The following is a 22,213-nucleotide window of genomic DNA, read 5'->3' as shown; positions in this document are numbered from 1 at the left end:
AAAGACAGGGCGGTTTTTTTTATGTCTGCGCTTTGACCGAAGGCAGATAACGCTGCTCGATATCGATCAGCCGCTGCTTGCGCCATAAACCGCCTCCGTAGCCGGTCAGGCTGCCATCCGCCCCGATGACACGATGGCACGATATCATAAGTGCAATACGATTGGCGCCGTTGGCGCGTGCAACGGCCCTGACGGCCGAAGGCTGACCGATGGCTTGTGCAATTTCGGCATAGCTGCGCGTTTCTCCCGCAGGGATCGTGCACAGGGCATGATGAACGCGGCGGGTAAAGGACGATCCCTGCGGGGCAAGGGGTGTTGTGAACTGAGCCTTGTTACCGGCAAAATAGGCCTCGAGTTCCGCCCTTGCCTGAGCGGTCGCATCTGTCATCCCGAGGCCAAGAGGCGATTTTAGAGCTGCCTGCAGGGCACGGAGCTCTGTCGGGAGAGCCCTGCGATCGACAAATTCGAGCAGATGGATCCGGGTTGTGCTCGCGACCACGATCATGTCTCCCAGCGGGGTCGGGATCCAGCTTGCCTGAAGCATGCCACCCGGCTGGAGCGCAGCTGGCGGACAGCCCAACAGACGGGAAAACGCCTCGCGAAAGGCACTCGGTGAATCGAAGCCTGCATCGAGTTGGGCGGTAATGACCTTTTCGCCTTCCATCAGGGAAAGAAAGCCGTCGCGCAGGCGGCGCTGTCTGGCCATTTCGAGAAATGTCATATCGAAATGGCGTTGGAAACTGCGTCTGACAGTCGAGCAATCGAGGCCGAGCGCCGTAATATCGGCCTCGCACCAGCGTCGTTCCGGCGCTGCTTCGAGCCTGTTAAGTAGGGAGGCTATGACGGGATCGCTCGCTACCGCTTGTCCGAGCGGATCGCAGCGCTTGCACGGTCGAAAACCGGCTTCGATGCATGATCGCACCGATCCGTGGAATATGCAGTTTGTAGTGAGCGGTTTGCGCGCAGGACAGGTCAGGCGGCAGAAAATACCCGTTGTGCCGACACAGACAAACGCACGCCCTTCATAACGTGAATCGCGCGCAATCAAGGCAGCATAAAGTATGTCGTGAGAAGGAAGATCGAATAGCATCGCAGGATTTTATCAGGGACCGCATGCACGAGGCGTCGGAAAACGGGCGTTTCATTTTCAGGCAGGGCGGCGGTGTCGCGTTATTCGAGTGCCTCATGGCTACGTAGTTCTGTGCGTCACAGGCGTGAAGATCTCGATAAGCCAGTCCATGAAAACGCGCACGCGCGGCGCAAGCTGGCGATTGCTCGGATAGAGCAAAGTGAGCGGTGTCGGGATGGGCGGGAACGCAGCTAGAATCTCGACAAGCGTGCCGGCAGCGAGGTCGTCCTCGAAGCGATAGCGCGGTGCCTGTGCCAGTCCGATACCGAGGCGGGCCGCGGCTGCGCAGGATTCCGCTCCGGAGACGATCAGTCTGGCGGGCAGGGTGCGCTCTATGACTGCGCCATCGCGTGTGAATTCGAGTGGCAGAACCTGCCTGGTGCGTGACGAGGCGAAACCGATCATTTCATGTCCCTCCAGATCGTCCGGCGTATCCGGTATACCGTGCTGTTGCAGATAGGCGGGGCTTGCGACCGTGACTTCCTGCAGGACGCCCAGTGGACGGGCGATCATATCGCTATCGGGAAGCGGGCCGCCGCGGACGACGCAATCCACACCTTCGCGCAGCAGGTCAACAAGCCGCTCCCCTTCGCCAAGATGGACATTCAGCCCCGGATGGCGGGCGAGAAATTCCGGCAGAGCCGGCAGGATGATCGTTCGCGCAAGATGCCCAACCGTGTCGAGACGTATCGTGCCAGTCAGGGCTGTACCGATCGTGCGATCGGCTTCCTCCAGTGCGGAGAGTGCTGCGAGGCAATGCTCGTAATAGAGCTGCCCTTCCTGTGTGGGCTGGACATGACGTGTGGAACGCTGGAGCAGGCGGGTGCCGAGCCGCGTTTCGAGCGCCTGAATGGCTGCCGTTGCGGCCGCACGCGAGACGCCGCAGGACGCGGCCGCCGCCGTGAAGCTGCCGCGTTCGATGATACGCAGGAAAAGCTCGATACTGGCCAGTCTGTCCATGATCACTCACCCGCCGAAACAGGCCACGACATTGTTCAGCCTGAGTGAACAATGATGACAGGAGTAACCGGCTTATCGCAAGCGCGTGTTCATGGTGTTCTCTGCCTCATCACAAGGACGAGGAAAACGGTCATGACCCAGACACACACACAGACACAGCCAATTGCCCTGATCACCGGTGGAAGCCGTGGCCTCGGGCGCGCAACGGTCGAGGCGCTGGCCCATAAGGGCGTGAGCGTTATTCTGACCTATCATGGCAATCGTGAGGCGGCTGAAGCAGTCAGGGAGCATGCCGAGGCCGCGGGCGTAAAAGCCGCGATCCTGCAACTCGATGTAGCCCGCAGCGACACATTCCCGGCCTTTGCCGAGAGCGTGAAGGCCATTCTCGCCGGCTGGGGTGCAACGCATTTCAACTATCTGGTGAACAACGCGGGCAGCGCCCATAATGGCGGCCTTGCAGATACGACCGAGGATGACTTCGATCGCATGTATCGCGAGCATCTCAAGGGGCCGTTTTTCCTGACGCAGGCGCTGCTTCCGCTTCTGGCCGATGGCGGGCGTATCATCAATATCAGTAGCGGTCTGACACGCTTCACCTTCCCCGGACGCGTTGTTTATGCCTCGATGAAAACCGCCGTCGAAACCATGACACGCTATATGGCGAAGGAACTGGGGGCGAGGGGTATCACGGTCAATGTCGTGGCACCTGGGGCCATTCAGACCGATTTCTCAGGTGGGATGGTGCGTGACAACCCGGAGATCGGCCGTCATATCGCCCAGCTTACGGCGCTCGGTCGTGTCGGTATGCCTGACGATATCGGTCCCATGATTGCGTCGCTGCTTTCTGACGATAATCGCTGGGTCAACGCGCAGCGCATCGAGGTTTCTGGCGGGCAGTCTATCTGACCTGCTACGTCCGGACATTCCGCTCTGGATATTCGGAGCGAAGTGTCCGGATACTCTGTTTTCCATGGGGGCATCGCAGGAGCGAGCTACGGCGTCCTTCCATGGGTATCGCGACGGCACGTCTGCGATGGTCCAGCAGAACATCCTGATCGAAAAGGCGTTTTGTCGCGATTCGTGCCGGATGTGTGGCTGGTATCGCCAGGGCGCATCGCATCGTTACAGGATTGAAGCCTCTGTTTCGCGTTACGTATCCAATGTCACTCAATGTATCGATAAACAATCAAACCGTAATTATGTCTTTTTGACTGTGTCCTGAGTAAGTAACAGGGTTGCTGTTATGCAACAGGAAAAAGGCGCCATAGTTTCCCGACAATAAAGCGCTGGACCTGATTTCGATTGTGAAATCTTTCTGACATCAGAACGCCTGATGGAGGTAGGAAACACATGATCAGTATCGGCAACAGACGAAAGCTTCTGTTCGCCTCGGCGCTCAGCGCCGGGCTTGCTTTGGGGCAGGGGAGCGCTCTGGCCGCAACCCAGACTTCGGCAACGCATAAAACCGCATCGCACAAGGCTGTCCAGAAGGGCAAAAGAACCACGACAGCGGCCGCATCGCGCAACGCGGCGACGACTGCCCCCGCCGCCTCGGCAGCGCCGCTTGTTCGACCCTCGGCCCGCTCGGCAACGGCACAGTCCTCGTCCTTCGCGCCCGTCTCCGACGGTGCAGCGCGCGGCGGTAGCGAGAACATCGTGGTCACGGGTTCGGCGCTGAGTACGTCCAACAACGCCAATGCCAATCCCGTGCAGATCATTACGGCAAAGCAGATCATGCAGACGGGTGCGAGCACGGTGGGCGATTATCTGCAGCGCCTGCCTTCGGTCGGTTCATCGGGCACCTATAACTCCCAGACCAACGGCACAGGCGGGTCGTCCTGCGTCGATCTGCGCAATCTCGGCCAGAACCGCACGCTGGTGCTGATCGATGGCAAGCGCACGACGCTCAACGGCAATAACAGCTGTGTGGATCTGAACACCATCAACGTGTTTCAGGTGGCAAGCATCGAAATCCTGAAGGATGGCGGTTCGGAACTCTACGGCGCAGATGCCGTGGCCGGTGTCATCAACATCAAGATGCGTCATGACCTCAACGACGCCAATATCACGGTCAAGGGCGGGATCACCGATCTTGGCGACGGGCAGACTGGGCAGATTTCGGGCTATAAGGGCTGGAACTTCGATCACGGCAAGGGCAATGTTACCCTGTTCGGATCCTACATGACCCAGAGCGGGATCATGCAGCGCAACAGGGCGTGGTCGCGCAATGTGCAGACCAACGATCCGGTCGATTCATCGGATCTGCTGTTCGGTTCGTCCATTCCGACATCGGGCAAGTATTTTACGGATTCCGGCACCTATATCCCCAATGCCAGCGGGTCGGGCTATCATTCGGCCACATCTGCCGATCGCTACAATTACGGCTCCCAGCAGTCGCTGACCAACTCGCTGCAGAATTCCACGCTGACCTTCGACGCGCATTACGACGTGAACCCGCATTTCACGCCTTATGCGAATTTCCAGTACAGCCATCGCTCATCCAGCACCACGCTGGCGCCGGAGCCGATGACGGGCAGCATCTATCCGTCCACCCTGCCGTCCAGCCTGACCATTCCGGCCAATGCGCCCTACAACACGTTCGGCGAGGACGTGCTGATGTACAAGCGCTATGGCGAATGGGGCAATCGTCGCACCGAAACGGCTACCGACACCTATACGGCCATCGCAGGTGCCAAGGGTGAGATCACCCATGGCTGGATGTACGACCTGTCTTATACCTATGGCTGGAACCAGGTGACCTCGCAGATGTCCGGCGTGGGCAATTACGCGAAGCTCCTGCAGGAATACGGGTTGCAGCAGGTCGATCCGACCGATGCCAATTCGGCGCTCGTCTATAACCCGTCCGTCTGTCAGGCTTCTTCGGGTTGCGTTCTGTCCGATCCGTTCAAGCCACTCTCATCAGCGGCTGCGGCCTATTCGAACTACACAAGTCACGATCACTATTACTACCAGCTGCGTGACCTGAACCTGCGTATGCATAACAACCATGTCGCGTCCATGCCCTGGAAGGGCGGTGGCGATCTCGGTTTCGCGCTTGGTATGGAACATCGTGGCGAGCAGCTGGCCTATCATCCCGATGCCGTCGTGGCCTCCGGCGATACGCTGACCAATTCTGCCTCCTACACGGGCGGTGGGTTCAACGTCACGGAAGGCTATCTGGAAGGCAAGGCCACGTTGCTGCGCGATGTGTTTCTGGCCAAGGATCTGACGATCGATGCGCAGGGGCGTTACTCGTCCTACAGCACCTTCGGTGGCACCAAGAACTGGAAGGCTTCGATCAACTGGGCCCCTATTCAGGATATCCGCTTCCGCGCCACCATCGGCACGTCCTATCGTCAGCCGAACGTGTATGAACTCTATTCAGGCGGCAGCCTCGGTTACGCCTCGGCCACCGATCCCTGCGCACAGGCTGGTTCCTACGGCTCGCTTTCGGCCAATGTCGTGGCAAATTGCGCCAAGCAGGGTATCAATACCTCTACATTCGTTGCGGCCAATTCCGGGCAGGTGCCGACGCTTTACGGCGGTAACGCTGCGCTGAAGCCTGAAACGGGCCGCACCTATACTGTGGGTACGGTCATCACCCCGCGCTGGGTGCCGGGTCTTTCGGCCTCGGTCGAATACTGGCACTATACGATCAAGAACATGATCTCGTATCTGAGCTCGCAATACATTCTCGACCAGTGCTACACGGGAGCCAGTTCGAACTACTGCAACAACATTACGCGCGTTTCGAGCACGAACCAGCTGAATTCGGTCACCGATTACTACGCCAATATCGGCGGTCTGCGGACGAGCGGTATCGATTTCGATCTCGATTATCGTATTCGCGTAACGCGCAGGGACGTGGTGACGCTGGGCAACAATTTTCAGCAGCTTATCAGCTATCTGCAGCAGAACGAGCCGGGCGGCCAGTGGTATAACTATGCCGGTCGCCTGATGTACCAGTCGGGAACGGGTCAGCCGCGCGTGCGTGACTATGCCACGGTCAACTGGCAGCATGGCAACTGGGGCGTCACCTATATGATGAAATATACGGGTGGCATGGTCTGGAATAACGGATCGCAGGATCTCAGCACGGCGCTTGGCTACGGCCGCTACAAGACGCCGGGTATCTTCTCGCATGACGTCTCGGTCAATTATCGCCTGAACCGCTGGAACTTCACGGCTGGCGTAAACAATCTGCTCGACAAGCAGCCGCCGTTCGTGGCCGATGCCTCGACGAACAGCGCCGCAGGACTCTATGGCGATCTGTATATGGGTCGTTATGTGTTCCTTCAGGCCGGGGTCAATTTCTGATCCTGAAAACCTGTGGCCCTGTGGCGCAGTTCGTGCCACAGGGTCGCGCCCGATTAGACCTGCGGTCGCATGAGCGTTCCCGGCTGTGCGAAACCGCTCGCTTCAGAGGTTAGAGGCGATAGGATTCATGCCCGGTCACGATGGGCGTTTGCGCCTCACGATAATTGCTGCCGCTTCGCGCACGGTGATTGTCGATCACCGAATAGACCAGCCCCTCGCTTTCGGCATCGAAGACCCTGTGAGCGAAAAGGCTGCGCACCGGATAGATGGCCTTGGTATAGGCATGCGGACCGGTGATGTTGAACGTGGTTACCGCCCCAACACCGTGGACCTCCGGGCGATAGGTCGCGATCTTGGTCATGACCAGCTGTATGACGCGTCGCAGAAAGGGGTGACGGGGCCGCGCGATCAGGAACCATTGCTGGTATTCGCCACCCGGCACATAGGCAATCGAAGTGCCCAAGCCCCAGCCCTTATGCTGGCCCGAGCCTGACATGTTCCATTGCGAGATCAGATATTCATCATCGGAACGCATGATCGTATTGAGCGGTCGGGTCATGGTCGATTTCAGGTCGAGATAGACGCCGCCCAGTCGATAGATCAGCAGATAGCGGAAGAAATCAGCTTTTGCCGCGCCGTATTCCGCCCCGATCATGAGATAGAGTTTCAGCACGTCCCAGCCATATTCGTCCGAGACGAACTGGTAGCGTGCGGCCTCGTCCCACAGGGTCGTCTCCCATCCGGGATTGAGCTGTGCTGTGCGGGCAATATTGGCTCTGATTTCGGGATCCAGCGTCGCCGCGTCATTGCAGATGAAGTGCAGTCTGCGCGGAATGGGAGAAAAATCATGCCGTGCGGGAGCGATGACAGGAAAGCGCTTCAGGGCAAGGCAGGTCAGTTCGCTCCAGCTGGCCCGTTCCATAACGAGGTCGCGCGAGCCATCGGGCGCATGAGACCATGGCAGGCCGGAGGCATCGCGCAGTTGATACAGGGCGGGAGCGATCTGGAACAATGTCAGACCTGCCGGAGAATTGATCATGACGCGCCGCGACGGATCGATCCCGATCAGGGGCCGATCCGTATCTTCCAGAACCGTTCCACGCAGAAGCGGCCCGTCTGGCTCGAGCGCATCGCCGAACAGGGTGATGAGCGCCGTTTCCGTCATGTTCGGGGCTCCTCTGCCTCCAGAGTGGGCGTGTGCGGCAAGAACGCGCCGATCTGCCTGACGGCCTCGGCCAGACTGACCCGCTCGACCGAGACACCGTCGGGGAAGGCGGATAGCAGGCGCGATGGCATGCGGCGGTCGAGTATGACAAACACACCGCGATCGTCCCCTTTGCGTATGAGCCGACCGAAAGCCTGACGCAGCTTCATGCGTGTCAGGCGATCGTCGTAATCGCGTGGATCGTCCGGTGAAAGCGCCTTGCGCCGTTCGCGATGCAGGATATCGGGGCGTGGCCAGGGTGTGCGTTCGAACACCACCAGCCTCAGGGCCTGTCCCGGTACATCCACCCCATCGCGCATCGCATCCGTTCCGAGCAGGCAGGAATGCAGCTCCGTTCGGAAGATATCGACCAGCGTGGCATTGTCCATTGTGTCGACATGCTGCGCATAGAGCGGCAGACCGGACTCTTCCAGAGGCGCGGCAATGCGCTGATGCACGGCGCGCAGGCGCGAGATGGCGGTAAACAGACCCAGTGCGCCACCTTCAGACGCCAGAAACAGCAATCGATAAGCGCTTGCCAGTGCATCGAGATCGTTTGGCGGCACATCGGTCACGATCAGCGCACGTGTCTGATGGGCGTAGTCGAACGGACTGAGCAGCGAAGCCCGCAGCGGCGGCTTGATGAAATGGGGCGTACCGAGACGGGTTTCTGCCGATTGCCAGCTTTGCTCGACAAGACGCGGATCCGGGCCGCTTTCGCCGCCAATCGGGGTCTGGTCGCGCAACGTGGCCGAGGTGATCAGCATGCCATGTGCCGGTCCCTGCATGACCGAGGCGAAAGGAATGGTCGGGTCGCGCCAGTGCCGGTGCAGCCCTATATCGGTCTCGCCCTGACGGCCGGGCAGAAACTCGGCGCGTATCAGGTCGATAAACGCCTTGCCTTTGGCATCGTCCGGTTCGAGCACGGTGTCGAGCATCGCGATCCAGCCCTCCACCCGTGAAATGGCGCGCCTGCGTATCGAGCGTATCATCGCCTCGATACGCAGGCGCTGGGCGGCTTCGAGCGCGTCATCGGGCTCGCTGAGCAGGGCCTTGAGACGCTCGACAAGTGTTTCCAGCGGCGAGAGCAGGCGCCTGAGCGCGGTATCGAGTGGATATGTCGCTTCTTGCAGGACTTCACCCGCGGGATGCAGCTCGCATTCCGACGCATCCTGCCGGGGCGAGCCGATCCGGCGGGCCTCAAGCTGGGCCCGCAATGCGCGGAAGAACTGTTCCGATGCATTGACGACCAGATCGGGCACGACCGGCTGATCGGAATCGTCCTCGCCATTCAGGCGCCCGAGCCAGCCGGGTGCGGGCAGGGCGTGAGCAGCGGTCAGGATGGCATCCAGAGGGGCTTCCAGTGCGGGGGAAGTGGCAACGAGATCCTCAAGACGACGTCGAAGCCCGCGTGCGCGCGAACGACTGCCTTCCGCGCCGAGCAGCCAGCGTCGCAGTTCTGCGGCTTCCAGCCCCGACAGGGCGAGAGAGAAGGCGCTGTCCGCGGCCTCGGGCAGGTGGTGCCCTTCGTCGAAGAAATAGCGCGTGGGAAGCTGGTCCTCGTCGGGCACGTCGTCGCGCGCGAGGCTGGACCAGCTGGCCTGGGACAGCACAAGGGCATGATTGGCGATAACCAGACGTGCGCCGCGTGCGCGACGTATGGAATGCTCGACAAAACAGGTCTGGTAATGCGGACAGGCACCGTGAATGCATTCGCCGCGACGATCGGCCATGCCGTAAAGCGTGCTGCTGCCGAAGATGTCGCCGAACCAGCCCGGCAGATCGCCGCCCATGAGATCGCCGTCTTCCGTGGCTTCGGCCCAGCGTGCCAGCATGGAAAGGCCGATCAGGGCGGTGGGCGAGGGGCTGGGGCGCGAGGCCAGCGTATTGACGGCGTCTTCCATGTTCAGAAGGCAGAGATAGTTTTCCCGGCCCTTGCGCAGCACGACGGTTTCGCGCCGTTCGGCATCGTCCGGATAGAGGCGTCGCAATTCCTGCTCGATCTGGCGTTGCAGATGACGCGTATAGGTCGAAATCCAGACGGGGCCGTCATTCTGCTCGGCCCAGACACTGGCCGGTGCAATATAGCCCAGTGTCTTGCCGGTTCCGGTACCGGCCTCGGCCAGCACGATTTCTGGAATGCCTGCGCCTTCGCGTGGGGCAAGCGCATGGGTGACGGCAGAGGCATAATCGGCCTGGCCCGGACGCGTCTCGGCACCCTCGCCGAGAATGCGCGTCAGGCGAAGGCGTGCCTCGGACGGGCTGACCGGTCGACTGCCCGGCGGTGGGCGCTGGGCCATTTCCTCCCACCGTGGCAGGCGACGCCATACGCGCAGGGCCTCGTAGGGGTGACGCTGCTGGCTCGGGCTTGTCTGGAGTACGTCTTCGACAAAGCCGGCCCATGCCCACCCGGCACGCGAAAGCAGCGGGAGCAATGCGGAGAGGGTATCGGCTTCGCGCGTTTCTGTCAGTGCGACGAGGGCGGCGCGCAGACGCTCCAGAATGAGGCGAAGGAAATCGGCCTCGCACGGATCGGGTACCGTCAGGCCGAGTGCCATGCCCATACCGCGTGCCGTGGGGACGACAGGACGGGTGGGGAAAATGAACAGGAAGAGTTCGAGCAGATCGAACCAGGGTACCGGTTGTCCCGGGGGCGTCAGATTGAGGCGCCTGATCGTGGCAGGCCCGTGGATCAGCATCGGCGGGGGCAGGGTTGCCAGCATGGCCGCTGCATCCTGCGCTCCGAGTGCAAGCAATTCGCCATCCGGTGTCAGGATCGATGCCTGCGCCCGCGTGGTGATCAGGGCGGGAGCGTCATAAGGCGAGGCACGTGAAGGAGTGGGCATCGCCGCCAGCATAGACGGAGTTGCCCCGGCCCGCCAGCAAGCTCTTGCATCGAACGTCTGCCCAAATGCCATGTACCCAAGGCGCAGGCTCCGCATGGGCGTCGGAACGATAAGGACAGGGAACGAAGAGGCGGGGGAGGCCTTCCGCCCTTTGTGTGTCAGGCAATGCAGGGTCGTGAAACCTAGGGGGACCGGTCACGCGTCGCAGTCGATCCGTATGGCACATGCCAACTTGCTTGACCCGGGACGGAACTATTTCTAGTTTTCGTCCAATCATGTCTGACTCTGCACACAACACCAGCATCCTCCCTCCCGACGCTCCTGCTCTGCCGAAAGCCTGGCCGTTCGAGGAGGCGCGAAAAATTGCGGCCCATGTCGAGGCGCGTGGTGGTGAAGAGCCGGCTCTGCTCGAAACGGGTTATGGACCCTCCGGTCTGCCGCATATCGGTACGTTCGGCGAGGTGGCGCGCACAACCTGGGTGCGTCTGGCCTATGAGCGCCTGACCGGGCGCAAGACGCGCCTTCTGGCGTTCAGCGACGATATGGACGCCCTGCGCAAGGTGCCGACCAATGTTCCCAACCAGGAGATGCTGGCCGAGCATCTGGGGCTTCCGCTGAGCCGTATCCCGGATCCTTTCGGCCGTTTCGAGAGTTTCTCGGCACATAACAATGCCATGCTGTGCGAATTCCTCGACCGTTTCGGCTTCGAGTACGAATTCGCTTCGGCGACCGATTATTATACCTCTGGCCGTTTCGATGCGGCGTTGCGCCGGATGCTTGAAGTGCATGACGAGGTGGTGGCGACCATTATCCCGACGCTTGGCGCTGAGCGTCGGGCGACCTACTCGCCCGTGTTGCCCATCCATCCGCGCACGGGCCGCGTCATGCAGGTGCCTGTGCTGAAGGTCGACCCTGTTGCGGCAACCGTGCAGTGGAAAGACCCGGAAACGGGGGAGGCGTTCGAGACCTCTGTGCTGGGTGGCCATGCCAAGATGCAGTGGAAGGCCGACTGGGCCATGCGCTGGTACGCACTGGGCGTCGATTACGAAATGTCCGGCAAGGACCTGATCGACAGCGTCAAGCTTTCGAGCAAGATCTGTCGTATTCTGGGCAAGGCCCCTCCGGCCGGTCTGACCTACGAACTCTTTCTCGATCAGAACGCCCAGAAAATCAGCAAGTCCAAGGGGAACGGTCTGTCGATCGAGGAATGGTTGCACTACGCGCCGCCAGAGAGCCTCGCACAATACATGTTCAATCAGCCGACACGCGCCAAGCGTCTGTTTTTTGACGTCATCCCGCGCGCAATGGACGAATATCTCGCCAATCTGGACAAGGCGGTAGCGACCGAGGACGAAACGACGCTGCGTGCCAATCCAGCATGGTTCATTCATGGCGGCACGCTCGACACGGGGCTTTCCAGCCCGGTGTCGTTTACGGCGCTGCTGAACCTGGCCTCGGTGGCGAATGCTGAGAACAGCGAGACCCTGTGGAAATTCCTTCGTCGTTACGACCCGAGCCTTTCGCCGGAGACCCATCCCTATGTGGATCGTCTGATCGGTCATGCGCTGGTTTATTTCAAGGAATTCGTGCGTCCCGCCAAAACGTTCCGTGCGCCTACCGAGCTCGAACGTGTAGCGCTTCAGGATCTGGCTGACGCCTTGAAACTGGCCGATCCCGGACTATCTCCTGTCGAGGTTCAGGATATCGTCTTCGAAATTGGTAAAAAGCACCAGATCCAGCCGCTGCGCGCCTGGTTCGGTTGCCTGTACGAGGTATTGCTCGGCCAGACGGAAGGACCGCGTTTCGGTATTTTCGCATCGCTTTTCGGTCTTCCCGAGACGGTTGCGCTGATTGAGAATGCCCTTGCGCGTGACGATGCTGCGGAAAGCGCAAAAAGCGACGCTGCACCGGGCGAAGCCGGATAATAGTCGAGACAAAGACGATCAGCTGCCTTGATTTGATTGAGGGTTCATGACCGTTCAGGAACAAACCACCGACTGCTGTGAAGAAGGCGAGGCCAAACCTGCCAGTGGATGGCGTCGCGTGGCTTCGCGCCTGCCTGCGCTGTTGGGGCTCGTTCTTCTGGTGGCAGCGATCTATGTCATCCAGAAAGAGCTCAAAACGCTCTCTTTGTCCGAGATACGCTCTGCGTTTCAGGCAATTCCGGCTCAGGCGCTGCTTGCTGGCGTTCTCTGCACGGTTCTGTCTTATTTCATCCTGTCGTTTTATGACCGGCTGGCCTGCTATCATATCGGTACGAAGCAGTCGTTTCTGCGCACGGCGTTCGCTTCGTTCTGCTCCTATGTGCTTTCGCACAATCTCGGCTGCTCAGCCATTTCGGGTGCCGCCGTCCGTTTTCGGCTCTACCGGAACTGGGGCGTTTCACCGGGCGGCATAGCCCAGATCATCGCCTTCTGTTCGACCACCTATCTTCTGGGCGCGCTGGCGCTGATCGGTGGCGTTTTCCTGTTCGAGCCCGGGCATATCCCGCTTGTCGGTCATCTTCCCCATATCGCCCTGCAGATAGGCGGCGCTGTGGCATGGCTGGCTGTGCTGGCCTATCTGGTCGTATCCCTGCGTTTTCGTCAGATGCGCATCTGGCGCTATACGCTCGACGTGCCCGGTTTCGGTGTGGCGGTCGCGCAGGTTGTCGTCAGCGCCGCCGATATGGCGATGACGGCCCTTATCGCGTTCGTCCTGCTGCCGCCGGAAGCTGCGATCGGTTTTCCGGCCTTTCTCGCGATTTATATTGCCTCATACACGGCAGGTCTTGTGGCCAGCGTCCCTGGCGGTCTTGGCGTGTTCGACGGGGCAATGCTGCTGGCGCTTGGTCCTTATCTTCCTGCGCCTCAGATCCTCGGCGTCGTGCTCACTTTCCGCCTGTTCTACTACATTATCCCGCTTTTTCTGGCGGGTGGCATGTTTGCCGCTCATGAACTGTTTCTGCGCGGCGATGCAGCCTGGGCACGGCGCCATGGCGCAGCCGCAGCGGATGCGATCCGTCGCCCCAGTCAGGTAGTACGTGAATCCGAGGCCGATTTCTCCGTAACCGTCGCCACGGGCGTTGTTGCAGGAACGGGTATCCTGCTCGTCTTCTATGCCGTTGCGGTGCCGGCACCGTTGCGCGGTACACCCTTCGCGCATCTCATGCTCCAGATCGCCGAATTTCTGCTTTGCCTGACGGGGGTGATGCTTGTGGGAGTGGCTGCCGGGCTTGCCCAGCGTGTAACAGCTGCGTGGCGCGCTGCGCTGACACTGCTCGGACTTGCCATTCCTCTTGTGATCCTCAGGGAAGGCCCTCTGGCGATACCGCTTTGCCTGATGATGGTCATGTTTCTGATCGCGCCGTTTCGTGCGTGCTACTATCGCAAGGCCCGGCTGTTTTCAGAGCCACTGAGTCCGGCTTTGATGGCACCCGTCACGCTCTGGATTATCAGTCTTGCGAGTGTCGGCCTGTTTGCGCTGCGCCATCATCTCGGCCACGCCTGGTGGCGCTCGTTGATTTATGACGCGCATACATCGGTCGTGCGTTGGGCCCTAGGTGTTTCTGCGCTGCTCGGTATTTTTGCCGTCATCCAGATGCTGAGACGAAGCCATGTGCTCGTGCGCCCCTGGGACAGGGAGAGCGAGACTCTCTATCGCAATCTTGCGCATGCTCTGGAAGAGCTTGGGCCGAGACGCCCCAGCGGGCTCATTCTCGACGATAACGGGCGCGCGGGTATCCCGTTCCTGCGGACGGGGCAATTCATTATCGGGGTGGGCGATCCTGCCGGTGCGGAAACCGAATGCATCGCAGCGATCTGGCGGTTGCGCGATCTTGCGCTCGAAGAAGGGCGCCACCCGGTCTTCATCAAGGTCGGTCAGGCCCTTCTCGGTGTCTATCATGATATCGGCATGACCGTCTGTCCGAACGGCCCGGGGGAAAGCGGCGCCCTGTGCTGCCTTGCTCAGGACCTTCAGGCGGTCAAGGCTGTTCTCGGCAGTGAGCACAGGCGCCTCAAGCGCCTGCTGAACACAAAGAATTTTCTGAGCGTCAAGGCCCGTGCCGATCGGGCCGGGTAATGCACCTGCCTCATGTGCTGACGCAACAGGTACGGCTGAGCGACGTAACGGCTATCTGGCTGATGGCCTATTCGGCGTTGTTTTCCATCGTCAATCCGCTTGGCGCATCGCTGATTTTTGCGCAGACGACGCTCGGTCAGCCGAGACGTGAGGTCGTCACGCTGGCGCGACTGGTGGGGTTTTATTCCTTCATTATCCTGATGGTGTCGATCTGGCTGGGCGGGTGGATCCTCAGCTTTTTCCGCATCACGATCGATGCGCTCCGTGTGTCCGGTGGTCTTGTTGTGGCCTCGCGTGCCTGGGCGCTTCTTCTCGCGCCAGAGGCAAGTGAAGCACGAAAGGAGCGTCAGGTTCTGGATCACGAAGGGGATACACAAGATAGCGATCTTGGAGATCGGGCCTTTTTCCCTCTCGCCATGCCTTTCACGGTGGGGCCGGGCAGTATTGCTGTGGCGATTGCGTTAAGCACGGGACGCACCCTCGGGGCGTCGGCGGCGAGCTATATCATCGGGCTCTCGCTCGCTGTGCTTGCTGTCTCTCTGACGGTTGTCATTCTTTACACCTATGCAGAGCGTATCGTGAATTCGTTGGGGCGTACGGGCGCACGTATCGTCAGTCGTCTCGCCGCGCTCATACTGCTCTGTATTGGCATACAGATCCTGTTTGCCGGTCTGGACGGATTCGTGATCTCGACATTCAAACATGTGCGTCAGCTGGGATAGAGGCGACATTACCCGACATTAGGTGGCAACGGATCGGTTCACCTTACAAACCGTGTTCGCCGCGAGGTGCCGGGCAACGACCGGCCTGGATAACGATCACAGGAGAGCCTTGCGGATTTCCTCCCTCAACGCAGGGATGACATCGGCCTGGAACCATGGCGCACGTTTCTCCCATACGCCGGTTCGCCAGGACGGATGCGGCAGCGGAAAATAGCGCGGCAGATAGCTTCGGAAATTCCTGACGCGCTCGGTAACAGCGCCGCGCCCGAGTGTGTAATGCTGACTATAGGAACCCACGAGCAGAATGAGCCGAAGATCGGTCAGATGGCCGAGCACCTGATTGCGCCATGTCGGAGCGCATTCCGGGCGGGGTGGCTTGTCGCCACCATTGGGCAGGCGGCCCGGGTAGCACAGCCCCATGGGCAGAATGGCAACCTTCGAGGTGTCGTAGAACTCATCTTCTGTGAGCCCCATCCAGCTACGAAGCCGCCTGCCGGATGGATCGTAGAACGATTTACCGCTCTCATGTGCAATGGTGCCGGGGGCCTGACTGGCGATCAGGATGCGTGAGGCTGTCGAGACATGAATGAGCGGCTTGGGACCGAGCGGTAGATGCTCGGCACAAAGCGTACAGTTGCGCACGCGTCGCACGAGGGCGTCGAGTGACTCGCCGTCAGGAGAGGAATCATCGCTCTGAACGACAGGCATTTCAGCTGAAGCTCTCACCAGGCCTCCACGCTGTCGAATGTCATGGCATCGAGTGGATATTCGGCACAGGCCTCGTAATGGGGGGCATCGGGCGTACGATGGGACCGGAAGAGGGTGAAACGCTCCATCGTGACAGGTTTGCCACGAAGCAGATTATGGGCCTGTATCCAGCGTACGATATCGATGCCAGTCTCGCCGTTCGTCGATCCCAATGCGATACGCGGCTGAAAGCGTCGTTTCTCCGGAGCGATACCGCAACGACGCAATGCCGCTTCGATCCTGCCCTGAAGCGTCACGAGACCGGGTGAGGGAGCAATGCCGGCCCATAAACGGGGACGAGGCCCCAGATCATCGACGCCAACCGTGGCCGGGGCGAAGTCGAACGGGTCCACGGGGATCGCGGAGAGAGCGTGGTCGATCTCTTCCATCGCGGGGCGCGATCGCACCTCGCCGATAAAGCGCAGGGTGAGATGATAGGTCTGGGGCGGATACCATGTCACGCCGACCAGCGATCGGCGCAGGGCAGATAGAAGGCGCTTGTGTTCGCTGGGGAGGTCCAGAGCAATGAATAAGCGCATGAAGTATCCTGCATCTCGGCTGGGCGGGAGAGGGGGCTTTTCCGCGCCGGACCGGTTGGCACCGCAGTCGGAAGAGCCTGACCCCAAGGCATTGGCCCTGAGGTGCGACGGTAGATGATGGACGGGCTGAGTCAATTCGATGGCGCGCCGGTGCGGTTCTGTCGTAAAGTCATCGTTCCTAACGTGCGGCCTCGCGTCAGTTTCGCGAGAAGCGATGAATGTATCGTAGAATGTCAGGGAAGCACGCCCGACTTGACCGCTATGTTAAAAGCGCCACATTGAAACAACAAAAGGCCGGTCTGGCCATTTTTTCAGGAAAGGGTGTCATGGCTTTCGTTCCCAATTCTCGTTCTGGCAACACGCCCGGCAAAGCAGGGACTGCCAGTTTCGGTACGGTCGATGCCGGTCTGCGCGCCTATATGCTCAGCGTCTATAACTGGATGACTGCCGGTCTCGTTCTGACAGGTGTTGTTGCTTACGGCGTCGCCGAGACATCGCTGCGCGATCTGTTCTTTCATCAGGTGTTTACGCCGGGCGGTATCATCACACGTCCGACCGGCCTTGGCATGATCACGATCTTTGCGCCGCTGGCATTCGTTATGGTCATGTCTTTTGGGGTCAACAAACTGTCGCGCCAGGCAGCGCAGGGTCTTTTCTGGGCTTTCTGCGCTGTTATGGGGGCAAGTCTGTCGAACATCCTGATCGTCTATACCCACACGTCGGTTGCCAGCACGTTCTTCATCACGGCTGCAACGTTCGCTGCGATGTCGCTCTGGGGGTACACGACCAAGCGTGATCTCAGCTCGCTCGGCTCGTTCCTTTTCATGGGGCTGATCGGCCTGATTATTGCGAGCCTGGTCAACATGTTCCTGCACAGCCCCGCTGTCTCGTTCATGGTCAGTCTGATCGGTGTGGCGCTGTTTACGGTTCTCACTGCATTCGACACACAGCGCATTCGTGCAACCTATCAGTATTACCTCTCCTATGTCGGTCCCGAGGAAATGGGTAAGCGCAGTGTTTACGATGCGCTTACGCTTTATCTTAACTTCATCAACCTCTTCACCTTCCTGCTCCAGTTCATGGGCGTGCGTAATAATAACAACAGCTAAGTAGTCGGATATTCTGTAGTTTTATTACATGGGGTGCGCTTCGAGCGCGCCCCTTTTTGTTTATCCAGACTAATTCGGTCTAATTAACTTGCCTTTTCTATCTGAACTGAATCTAAAAAATCGGCAATGAATTGCGGCAGAATTTGGCCGTGCCTAGCTAAACTATTGATTCGCAACGGTTATAGTTGTGGTCAAATTATGAACAGCCCCTTGAAACCTCCGTATCAGTGCTTGCTTTGGAACTCAATCAGGCGGAAACAACAGGACAGAGCTGGGCACTGATGCCCAGCGTGCAGGCGGGCGGTTGATCGAACGGTCAAGTGTTCCGCTGAAGCGAGGCGAGGCAAGGACTATGCGTGACGTGGTCGGAACGATTGAAGTCACCGACTGGCGTAACGTTACGTCTTCATACGAAGGACTCGTATGATGATGTCATGTTGCGACACGGAACGTATGGTCGACTGGAATAGGAGAGATGGATGACATCCCCTGAAGGTGTTGTCGCCATGTTCGACCAAGCCGTGGTCGGGTTGAGCGGCAGCGTAGCGCAGCCACAAAGCTTGACGGTCGGTTCAACGAGCGGGGCAGACAATGAATAATAGACTCTTGCCGAAGTTGCGGCGGCTCCTGCCGCTGGCGCCGGCACTTTTCCTTTCCGGGTGTACGATCGATCTTCTGGATCCGCGTGGCCCGGTCGGGGTTGAGAACCGCAACGTTATTTTGCTCGAACTGGGTGTGATGCTTTGCATCGTGATCCCGGTGATCATCATGACGCTGTTCTTTGCCTGGAAGTATCGCGAGAGCAACAAGGCGGCAGAATACCTGCCGGATTGGGATCACTCCACGAAGATCGAATTCTTCGTCTGGGGCATCCCTGCTGTTGTGATCGTCATTCTGGGTGCGATCGCGATCTGGACGAGCTATACGCTCGACCCCTATCGTCCTCTGCATACGGCTGAAGCCGCAGGGCGCAAGCCTCTGAACGTCGAGGTCGTGGCGCTGGATTGGAAGTGGCTGTTCATCTACCCTGACCAGGGTATTGCAACGGTCAATCAGCTGGCGATTCCGGTCAACACGCCGGTCAATTTCCGCATCACATCTGACGCGGTCATGACGTCGTTCTTCATTCCGCGTCTCGGCTCGCAGATCTATGCGATGGCCGGCATGCAGACCCAGCTCCATCTTCTGGCTAGTGCGCCTGGCGATTATCTGGGTGAGGCAGCGCAGTACACGGGCCGTGGCTTCTCTGACATGAAGTTCCGTACCCTTGCGATGACGGATGACGATTTCAGCCAGTGGGTAGACAAGGTCAAGGGCGCGTCAGATACGCTCGATGCAGCCGATTACCCGCAGGTTGCCGCGCCGCAGGAAGCTGCGCCGGTCAAGTATTTCGCGCATGTCCAGCCTAACCTCTTCGACAGCATCGTGGCCAAGTACAATGACGGTACGGTCATCGACAAGTCGACGGGTCAGGTCATGCACATGCAGTCCGCCATGTCCGACATGCAGATGAAGGAATAGGGACACATGCTAGGTAAGTTAACACTTTCAGCGATACCGTTGGATGTGCCTATTCTTGTTGGCACATTCTGTGGCGTCGTTATTGTCGCACTGGCCGTTCTGGGTGCCATCACCTATTTCGGCAAATGGGGCTATCTCTGGCGTGAATGGCTGACCTCGGTCGACCACAAGCGTCTGGGCATCATGTATATCGTGCTTGCTCTCGTCATGCTGTTCCGCGGCTTTGCCGACGCCATCATGATGCGTAGCCAGCTTGCCCTGGCCTATAATGGTAACCCCGGCTATCTGCCGCCGCACCATTACGACCAGATCTTCTCCGCCCATGGCACGATCATGATCTTCTTCATGGCCATGGCATTCATGACGGGTCTTCTCAACGTTGTCGTGCCGCTGCAGATCGGCGCCCGTGACGTTGCCTTCCCGTTCCTGAACTCGCTGAGCTTCTGGATGACCACGATCAGCGCCGTTCTGATCAACGTCTCGCTCTTCATCGGTGAATTCGCTCAGTGCGGCTGGCTGGTCTACCCGCCTCTGTCCGAGCAGCAGTTCAGCCCCGGTGTCGGTGTCGACTACTATATCTGGGCAGTGCAGCTGGCCGGTGTCGGTACGTTGCTCACGGGTGTGAACTTCTTCGTCACCATCGTGAAAATGCGCGCACCTGGCATGGGCTGGATGCAGCTTCCGGTGTTCACCTGGGCAGCTTTCGTCACGGTCGTTCTGATCATGGCTGTCTTCCCGGTTCTGACGGTTACCCTGGCCGAGCTCGCACTCGACCGTTATCTGGGTATGCACTTCTTCACCAATGATGGCGGCGGCAGCGTTCAGCTGTATCTCTCGCTCATCTGGACGTGGGGTCACCCGGAAGTTTACATTCTGGTTCTGCCGGCTTTCGGTGTGTTCTCGGAAATCACCCAGACATTCTCGCGCAAGCCTCTCTTCGGCTATCGCGTGATGGTCTACGCCACGCTCGCGATCGGCGTTCTGTCCCTGATCGTCTGGGCTCACCACTTCTTCACCATGGGCGCAGGCCCGAACGTCAACGCCTTCTTCGGCGTCGCCACGATGATCATCGCCGTCCCGACGGGCGTGAAGATCTTCAACTGGCTGTTCACCATGTACAAGGGCCGTATCGAGTTCAACGGCATCATGTACTGGGTTGTCGGCTTCATGATCACCTTCTCCATCGGTGGCATGACCGGCGTGATGATGGCGATGCCCGCAGCCGACTTCGTGCTGCATAACTCGCTCTTCCTGATCGCCCACTTCCACAACGTCATCATCGGCGGTGTGTATTTCGGTTACGTTGCAGGTCTGAACTTCTGGTGGCCGAAGGTTCTCGGCTTCAAGATGAACCAGTCCTGGGGCAAGCGCGCCTTCTGGTGCTGGTTTGTCGGCTTCTATCTTGCATTCGTGCCGCTCTATGTTGCCGGCTTCGAAGGCATGACCCGTCGTATGAACCATTACGACAATGCTGACTGGCATGCTCAGATGCTCATCGCTGCTGTCGGCGCCGCCGTCATCGCAGTGGGTGTTGTCTGCCAGCTGACGCAGATCTATGTTTCGATCCGCGACCGCAACCTGCCCGAGAACCGCGACTTCACGGGTGATCCGTGGAATGCACGTACGCTCGAATGGTCGATGTCGTCGCCTCCGCCTGCTTATAACTTCGCCGTCCTCCCTGACATTCACGGTATCGATACGTTCCATACCGAGAAGCAGAGCGGCCGTCGTAGCTATGAGGGCAAGGTGCTCGCACCGATCCATATGCCGAAGAATACGGCGGCCGGCTTCTTCGTCGGTGCCTTCAGCTTCGTGCTTGGTTTCGCAGCGATCTGGTGGATCTGGTGGCTCGCAGCGCTCGCCCTGGTTGGCGTGTTCGCTACGGTCATCCTGCGCAGCTTCAACAATGATGTGGACTACTATGTCCCGGTCAGCGAAATCGAACGCGACCAGGCCAACTATGTCCGCTCGCTGACAGCACAGGCGGCAGAATAACAATGGCAAATATCTCAGCAACGCCGCACGGCACCGCACACGGCATCGACGATCACGAGCACCACAACACGAATAACGTGTTCGGGTTCTGGATCTACCTGATGACGGACTGCATCCTTTTCGGAACGCTGTTCGCCACCTTCGCTGTCATGCGCACCCAGTTCGCTGGTGGCCCGACGGGCAAGGAGTTGTTTGATCTGAACGGGGTAGGGCTGGAAACAGCCCTCCTCCTCCTCAGCTCGATCACCTTCGGTTTCGGTATGCTTTCGGCTTTTGCCCGCAAGCAGGGCGCCATGCTCGCATGGCTCGCCATTACCTTCCTGCTCGGCCTCGGCTTCCTCGTTCTCGAACTTCGCGAGTTCGCTCACCTCATTCATGAAGGTGCCGGTCCGGATCGCTCCGCGTTCCTGTCCGCCTTCTTCACGCTGGTGGCAACGCATGGTCTTCATGTGACCTGTGGTCTGGTCTGGATCGCAGTTATCATGGTCCAGAGCTTCAGCTCGCAGGTTTTCACCACACGCTACATGGACAAGCTCCAGTGCCTGAGCCTCTTCTGGCACTTCCTGGATATCGTCTGGATCTGCGTGTTCACCTTCGTTTATCTGATGAGTGTGATCTGATGAGCCAAGCTTCGACCCATCAACTCGAGGGCGAGTCTCACGGCAGCTTCGCCTCGTACATAATCGGCTTCGTGATTGCGGCCATCCTGACGGTAGCGGCTTTCGCTATCGTTGAGATGCACCTCATGTCCCCCAGCGTGACCTTCGGTGTCATCGCGGCGCTGGCAGTCGTCCAGATCATCGTGCATCTGGTCTACTTCCTGCACATGAACAGCAGCTCGAGCCAGTCCTGGAACAACACGGCATTTGCCTTTGCGGTCATCTGCGTGCTGATCATCGTCGGTGGAACGATCTTCATCATCCACGACGTCAGCATGAACATGATGTCTCGCTGAGCCATCCGTTGGCTCCGATCCGCCCTTCGGGGCAGGATCGGAGCCAGCAATGCCTCTCGAACGGAAAAGGCCCGGAGGAGAAATCCCCCGGGCCTTTTCTTTTGTCT

At 59.3% G+C, this 22,213-nt stretch carries 16 protein-coding genes; 10 read left to right on the top strand and 6 right to left on the bottom strand.

The window, feature by feature from the left end:
* Nucleotides 1–19 precede the first annotated feature (19 nt).
* Entirely contained in the window at nucleotides 20–1,090 is a 1,071-nt protein-coding gene (locus NF685_RS03315; protein WP_252848590.1) for a bifunctional transcriptional activator/DNA repair enzyme AdaA, read from the bottom strand.
* A 99-nt stretch (nucleotides 1,091–1,189) separates the two neighbouring features.
* Complete coding sequence (locus NF685_RS03310; RefSeq protein WP_252848589.1) at nucleotides 1,190–2,089, bottom strand: LysR family transcriptional regulator; 900 nt, start codon at nucleotides 2,087–2,089, stop codon at nucleotides 1,190–1,192.
* A gap of 132 nt (nucleotides 2,090–2,221) precedes the next feature.
* On the opposite strand from NF685_RS03310, the gene NF685_RS03305 reads away from it, so the two are divergent.
* Together NF685_RS03305 and NF685_RS03300 are read left to right on the top strand one after the other, a co-directional pair.
* A complete protein-coding gene (locus NF685_RS03305; protein WP_252848588.1) occupies nucleotides 2,222–2,995 on the top strand; it encodes an SDR family NAD(P)-dependent oxidoreductase in 774 nt (257 codons plus the stop codon).
* Nucleotides 2,996–3,439: 444 nt separating this feature from the next.
* Nucleotides 3,440–6,406: a TonB-dependent receptor domain-containing protein gene (locus NF685_RS03300; RefSeq protein WP_252848587.1), complete on the top strand. Its 2,967-nt coding sequence runs from the start codon at nucleotides 3,440–3,442 to the stop codon at nucleotides 6,404–6,406.
* Between the two features lie 109 nt (nucleotides 6,407–6,515).
* Here NF685_RS03300 and NF685_RS03295 read toward each other — a convergent pair whose 3' ends face one another.
* Entirely contained in the window at nucleotides 6,516–7,571 is a 1,056-nt protein-coding gene (locus NF685_RS03295; RefSeq protein ID WP_252848586.1) for a glycosyltransferase family 32 protein, read from the bottom strand.
* On the bottom strand, nucleotides 7,568–10,456 hold the full coding sequence (locus NF685_RS03290) for an ATP-dependent DNA helicase (protein WP_252848585.1): 2,889 nt from the start codon (nucleotides 10,454–10,456) through the stop codon (nucleotides 7,568–7,570). The genes NF685_RS03295 and NF685_RS03290 overlap by 4 nt, the downstream gene beginning before the upstream one ends.
* 275 nt (nucleotides 10,457–10,731) lie before the next feature.
* Between NF685_RS03290 and NF685_RS03285 the strand changes: the two genes are divergently transcribed.
* Genes NF685_RS03285 through NF685_RS03275 form a run of 3 tightly spaced genes read left to right on the top strand, consistent with a single transcriptional unit; the run spans nucleotide 10,732 to nucleotide 15,240 of the window.
* The gene (locus NF685_RS03285) at nucleotides 10,732–12,381 is read left to right on the top strand and encodes a lysine--tRNA ligase (protein ID WP_252848584.1); all 1,650 of its coding nucleotides are present in this window, start codon (nucleotides 10,732–10,734) and stop codon (nucleotides 12,379–12,381) included.
* A gap of 46 nt (nucleotides 12,382–12,427) precedes the next feature.
* Nucleotides 12,428–14,518: a lysylphosphatidylglycerol synthase domain-containing protein gene (locus NF685_RS03280; RefSeq protein ID WP_252848583.1), complete on the top strand. Its 2,091-nt coding sequence runs from the start codon at nucleotides 12,428–12,430 to the stop codon at nucleotides 14,516–14,518.
* On the top strand, nucleotides 14,518–15,240 hold the full coding sequence (locus NF685_RS03275) for a MarC family protein (RefSeq protein WP_252848582.1): 723 nt from the start codon (nucleotides 14,518–14,520) through the stop codon (nucleotides 15,238–15,240). The genes NF685_RS03280 and NF685_RS03275 overlap by 1 nt, the downstream gene beginning before the upstream one ends.
* A 96-nt stretch (nucleotides 15,241–15,336) precedes the next feature.
* Here the strand turns inward: NF685_RS03275 and NF685_RS03270 are convergent, their stop codons facing one another.
* Nucleotides 15,337–15,948 carry a uracil-DNA glycosylase family protein gene (locus NF685_RS03270; protein ID WP_252848810.1) on the bottom strand — a complete coding sequence of 204 codons (612 nt, stop codon included), beginning with the start codon at nucleotides 15,946–15,948 and terminating at the stop codon, nucleotides 15,337–15,339.
* A 14-nt stretch (nucleotides 15,949–15,962) separates the two neighbouring features.
* The gene (gene thpR, locus NF685_RS03265; RefSeq protein WP_252848581.1) at nucleotides 15,963–16,526 is read right to left on the bottom strand and encodes an RNA 2',3'-cyclic phosphodiesterase; all 564 of its coding nucleotides are present in this window, start codon (nucleotides 16,524–16,526) and stop codon (nucleotides 15,963–15,965) included.
* A gap of 326 nt (nucleotides 16,527–16,852) precedes the next feature.
* Between thpR and NF685_RS03260 the strand changes: the two genes are divergently transcribed.
* The 5 genes from NF685_RS03260 (at nucleotide 16,853) to cyoD (ending at nucleotide 22,106) form a co-directional block, all read left to right on the top strand.
* Nucleotides 16,853–17,635, top strand: coding sequence for a Bax inhibitor-1/YccA family protein (locus NF685_RS03260; protein ID WP_222547785.1), 783 nt, complete (start codon nucleotides 16,853–16,855; stop codon nucleotides 17,633–17,635).
* Nucleotides 17,636–18,226: 591 nt separating this feature from the next.
* Nucleotides 18,227–19,156 (top strand): ubiquinol oxidase subunit II, encoded by a 930-nt coding sequence (gene cyoA / locus NF685_RS03255; RefSeq protein WP_222547784.1) that lies wholly within the window; start codon nucleotides 18,227–18,229, stop codon nucleotides 19,154–19,156.
* Nucleotides 19,157–19,162: 6 nt separating this feature from the next.
* Nucleotides 19,163–21,151 (top strand): cytochrome o ubiquinol oxidase subunit I, encoded by a 1,989-nt coding sequence (gene cyoB / locus NF685_RS03250; protein ID WP_222547783.1) that lies wholly within the window; start codon nucleotides 19,163–19,165, stop codon nucleotides 21,149–21,151.
* Between the two features lie 2 nt (nucleotides 21,152–21,153).
* Nucleotides 21,154–21,771, top strand: a complete 618-nt coding sequence (gene cyoC / locus NF685_RS03245; RefSeq protein WP_222547782.1) for a cytochrome o ubiquinol oxidase subunit III — start codon at nucleotides 21,154–21,156, stop codon at nucleotides 21,769–21,771.
* Nucleotides 21,771–22,106 (top strand): cytochrome o ubiquinol oxidase subunit IV, encoded by a 336-nt coding sequence (cyoD, locus tag NF685_RS03240; RefSeq protein WP_222547781.1) that lies wholly within the window; start codon nucleotides 21,771–21,773, stop codon nucleotides 22,104–22,106. The genes cyoC and cyoD overlap by 1 nt, the downstream gene beginning before the upstream one ends.
* Nucleotides 22,107–22,213: the final 107 nt, after the last annotated feature.

This window comes from Asaia lannensis NBRC 102526 (genome assembly GCF_024054035.1).
GTDB classification, from domain to species: Bacteria; Pseudomonadota; Alphaproteobacteria; order Acetobacterales; family Acetobacteraceae; genus Asaia; species Asaia lannensis.
This window is presented reverse-complemented; position numbering and strand designations above follow the sequence as displayed.